Source organism: Stenotrophomonas sp. NPDC077659 (genome assembly GCF_050268705.1).
GTDB lineage: Bacteria > Pseudomonadota > Gammaproteobacteria > Xanthomonadales > Xanthomonadaceae > Stenotrophomonas.
Genome location: NZ_JBNNHG010000214.1, coordinates 1 through 4,331, shown reverse-complemented (window position 1 = coordinate 4,331; position 4,331 = coordinate 1). Strand labels below are relative to the sequence as shown.

The 4,331-nt window shown below is 65.7% G+C and carries 3 protein-coding genes; all 3 read right to left on the bottom strand.

Features of this window, described 5'->3' with window-relative positions:
* Positions 1-1,921: response regulator (locus tag ACQKDV_RS18470; RefSeq protein WP_427785714.1), on the bottom strand; the 1,921-nt coding region annotated here is incomplete at its 3' end.
* A 155-nt stretch (positions 1,922-2,076) separates the two neighbouring features.
* The gene (locus ACQKDV_RS18465) at positions 2,077-3,216 is read right to left on the bottom strand and encodes an HD domain-containing phosphohydrolase (RefSeq protein WP_427785713.1); all 1,140 of its coding nucleotides are present in this window, start codon (positions 3,214-3,216) and stop codon (positions 2,077-2,079) included.
* 200 nt (positions 3,217-3,416) lie between these two features.
* The coding region (locus ACQKDV_RS18460) for a lysine--tRNA ligase (protein WP_427785712.1) at positions 3,417-4,331 on the bottom strand (915 nt) is incomplete at its 5' end.

Sequence of the window (4,331 nt, the reverse complement as noted above, 5' to 3'; positions counted from 1 at the left end):
TCTGGATATGCTTCATGCACAGATCGACATCGGCCAGGCACTGGTCGATGAACGTGCGCTCGAAGCCGTCGCCCATGCCCAGCGAAGCGAGTTCATCCAGTACGGCCGGATCGAACACGCCGTTGCTGACCCCTCGGGGCGGCACCGCTTCCAGGTGGGTATCGGCGCGGACGTTGGCCGCAACCTCCGCCAGCACATCCAGCAGGCGCGTGGCCACCACCGGCTTGGCCAGGAAAGCGCGCGCGCCGGCCTGCTCGCAGCTGCGGATGGCTTCGGGCGTGACATCGGCACTGAGGACCATCACCGGCACATAGGGCATGCCGCTGGCATGCATCACCCGCAGTTGCCTGAGCAGATCCAGGCCGCTCATGCCGGGCATGTGCAGATCGACGATCGCCGCATCGAAACTGGCCTGTTCCAGCGTGTCCAGCACCTGCTCACCGCCGTTCACGCAGGTCACCTTGTGCCCGGCTTTCTCCAGCAGGCGCTGCAGGACCATGCGGTTGGCTTCGTGGTCATCGGCCACCAGCACGCGCAGGCTGCGTACCCGCGCGCGGTGGCGCAGGAACGGATTGGAGAAGGCGATGACATTGCCGCCCTCCTCGGCCGGCGCGGACACGTCCTCGGCCACGCTGGCCGGCTCCAGGTCCAGTTCCACCCAGAACAGGCTGCCGCGCGGCAGATTGGGCGCATAGCCGACTTGCCCGCCCATGGATTCCACCAGGCCCTTGGCAATGCTCGTGCCCAGCCCGGTGCCCTCGTGGCGCCGGGCCAGGCCGACGTCGGCCTGCTCGAAGGGATTGAACAAGCGGCTGCGCATCGCGACCGGGACGCCAATGCCACTGTCGAGGATCTCGAACCGCAGGCGCATGCGGTTGCCGCCGGCGGGCGCCGGCCGCCCCGTCACCCTCAGGTGGACGAAACCGCTGTCGGTGAACTTGACCGCGTTGCCCATCAGATTGAGCAGAATCTGCTGCAGATGGCCCGCATCGCCGTACAGGCGCGGCGGCACGTTGCCGTCAACCATCACCTGGTATTCCAGCGATTTTGAGCGGGTCTGCGGGGCCAGGATCAGATTGATCGCCTGCAGTACGTTGGCCAGTTCGAACTCGTTACGCTCCACGCGCAGCTTGCCTGCTTCGATGGCCGAAATGTCCAGCACCTCCTCCACCAGCACCAGCAGGCTGCGGGTCGAGGCCTGGATCGTACTGAGGCATTCGCGCTGCTCATCGTCCAGGCGCGTGGTGGCCAGGACTTCGGTCATGCCAGCCAGGCCGTTCAGCGGGGTGCGGAACTCATGGCTCATGTTGGCCAGGAAGCGGCTTTTGGCCTCGTTGGCCTGGCGTGCCTCGGCCACCGCGCGGGTCAGCGCGCGCAGCAGCGAATCGAAGTACAGCGGAATGGCACCCAGGCCCAGCAGCAGGCCCCAGCCCAGATACGCGTGAGCACGCCAGTACGGTGACAGCACCACCGTGCACAGAAAGGCCACAAAGCCCATCGCCGTGGCCACGCGCAGATAGGTGCTGCCATAACGCATGCCGTTGCCGATGGTCACCCACAGCATCACGGCATACAGCGGCGCAGCCGGCTCGCCCTGGATGGTCATGATCCAGGTCATGCAGGTGTAATCGGTCAGCATGCCGATCACCCGGCGCACGTGCGACGCCCTCGGCTGCAGCAGGATCGCCACCAGCAGGCCGGCGGAGATCGTCAGTTCGAAACCCAGGATCAGCCAGGTCGCCGTCAGGGTATCACCGCGCCCGCTGAAGGAGCGCCAGCCCAGGTAGCTGATGAACAACGCCGTGATGACGATGCGGATCAGGTTCTGCGCATGCTCGCTGTCCTCGCGGCCGGCAAGGCGCTGTTTCAGCCGGCGCGGCAGCGAAGAGGCTGGCAGGGAGGGGGTTGCGGAAGTATCCATGGGCGTAAGGGGGGCATCCGTCGGCACATCAGGGAAAAGTGGCACCGGGCAGCCACTGCCGTACCTGCCACGCGCGCGGCATGCGGTACTGGCTGGCGACCCCCGCAGGGTCCTGCGCCGGCCAGTGTGTCAACCGTGGACGCAGTCCCTGCATGTCAACCGCCCGGTCGGGTGGATGCCGTCGAGTGCTGGGCGCAGATGTCCGCCAGCTGCTTGCGCCCGCGCATCAGCGCGTCAACACAGCGCGGGTCGAACAGACGACCGCGCTGGGCGTACAGATAAGCCAGGGTAGCTTCCATGGTCCATGCTTCCTTGTAGGGACGCGGTGACACAAGCGCGTCGAACACATCGGCGACCGCCACGATCCTCGCTTCCAGCGGAATCGCGTCGCCAACCAGGCCATCGGGGTACCCGCTGCCGTCGTAACGCTCGTGATGGCGCAGGGCAATCAGCGCCCCCACCTGGATGAAACGGTTCTGGCTGCCACTGAGCAGTTCGTGGCCAATGCGCGGGTGCCGGCGCATGATCGCCAGCTCCTCGTCGTTGAGCTTGCCCTGCTTGAGCAGCACCGCGTCGGGAATGGCGATCTTGCCCATGTCGTGCAGCGGCGCAGCCATCTCGATCAGCTTGGCCTCCTCTTCGGGCAGTCCCAACTGTTCGGCGATCAGCCCCGCCACCCGCGCCATGCGCTCCAGATACGCACTGGTGCCGGCATCACGGAACTCGATGGCACGCGCCAACCGCGAAAGGGTCTCGCGTTCGCGTTCTTCCACTTCGTGCATGCTGGCCAGCAACCGCTGCTCCAGCGACAGCGCCCGTTGTTTGACGTTCTCGGCCTGCTGGCGCAGTTGCAGCAGGTTGTGGCAGCGTGCCCGCAGTTCACGCGGACGGATCGGCTTGACAAGGAAATCGATGACGCCCGATTCCAGTGCCGCCTGCCGGATCGGCTCATCGCCGACCACAGTGATCAGGATCACCGGAATGTCCCGGTGCTTGGGCAGGCGGCGGAAACGGCGGGCGAACTCAAGCCCGTCCATCTCCGGCATGCGGTAATCCAGCAGCAGCAGATCGACCGCGTAGGACTCGCACCACGCCAGGGCGGTAAGCGGGTCACCGAAGTCGTGCACACTCAATTCGGGCGCGATGTCTTCAATGACATGGCGCAGCATCGTCCTGGCGGACGTCTGGTCGTCGACGATGACGATGTTCAAGGCGTTCTCTGCCTGCCTTCTCGACCACGCTGGAATATCAGCCAGCGAGGATACCCCGCCGCTGTGCACACTGGCACCCTGCATCGGCACGACTCCCGTCACTCGCCCCCGGGTTCATGATCGTTGTCACAATGTGAAGGGGGTTCTCCACATCGCACGCTCCCCAACGCCATCAAGCATAGCGGGCGTCAAGGCCGTGCCACCACCATACGCCGAGTGCGGAAGGCGTCAATGGCGCCGGCCCGATCCGGGACGGCGCGCACAGTCGTGGCCGGTACTGCGCCTTACTGTTCGGGGCGCATGTAGGGGAACAGCAGCACGTCGCGGATGGAACTGCTGCCGGTCAGCAGCATCACCAGGCGGTCCACGCCGATGCCCAGGCCACCGGTCGGCGCCATGCCGTACTCAAGCGCACGGATGTAATCGGCGTCATAGTGCATGGCTTCGTCGTCACCGCCTTCCTTGGCTGCCACCTGGGCCTGGAAGCGCTGGGCCTGGTCTTCCGGATCGTTCAGCTCGGAGAAGCCGTTGGCCAGCTCCTTGCCATTGACGAACAGCTCGAAGCGGTCGGTGTAGCCCGGATCGTTGTCGTTGGCACGGGCCAGCGGCGACACCTCCACCGGGTGATCGGTGATGAAGGTCGGCTGGATCAGCGTGTGTTCGACCGTGGCTTCGAAGATTTCCAGCAGCAGCTTGCCCCAGCCATAGGACGGCTTGACGCGGATCTTCAAGCGCTCGCAATGGCGCAGCAGCGCCTCGCGGTCGGTGCAGTCGGCCGCCGAGATTTCCGGGTTGTGGTGACGCACCGCTTCATCCATGCGCCAGCGGCGGAAGGCCGGGCCCAGGTCGATCTTCGCCCCGTCCCACTCCACCTCGGTGCCGCCGTTCACGGCCTGGGCCACGTCACGGATCACGCCTTCGGTCAGGTCCATGATCTCGTTGTACGTGGCGTAGGCCTCGTACAGCTCCATCATGGTGAATTCCGGGTTGTGGCGGGTGCTGACGCCCTCGTTGCGGAAATTGCGGTTGATCTCGTAGACGCGCTCCAGGCCGCCCACGGTCAGGCGCTTGAGGTACAGCTCCGGCGCCACGCGCAGGTACAGGTCCAGGTCCAGCGCGTTGTGGTGGGTGGTGAACGGCTTGGGATCCTCGGCCTGTCGGCCGTCATCGGCGCCTTCGTCAAGCTGGCCGCCGAAAGC

Coding starts and splice junctions, on each gene's coding strand:
- ACQKDV_RS18465 (WP_427785713.1), bottom strand. CDS start 3,216: ATGCAGGGTGCCAGTGTGCACAGCGGCGGGGTATCCTCGCTGGCTGAT.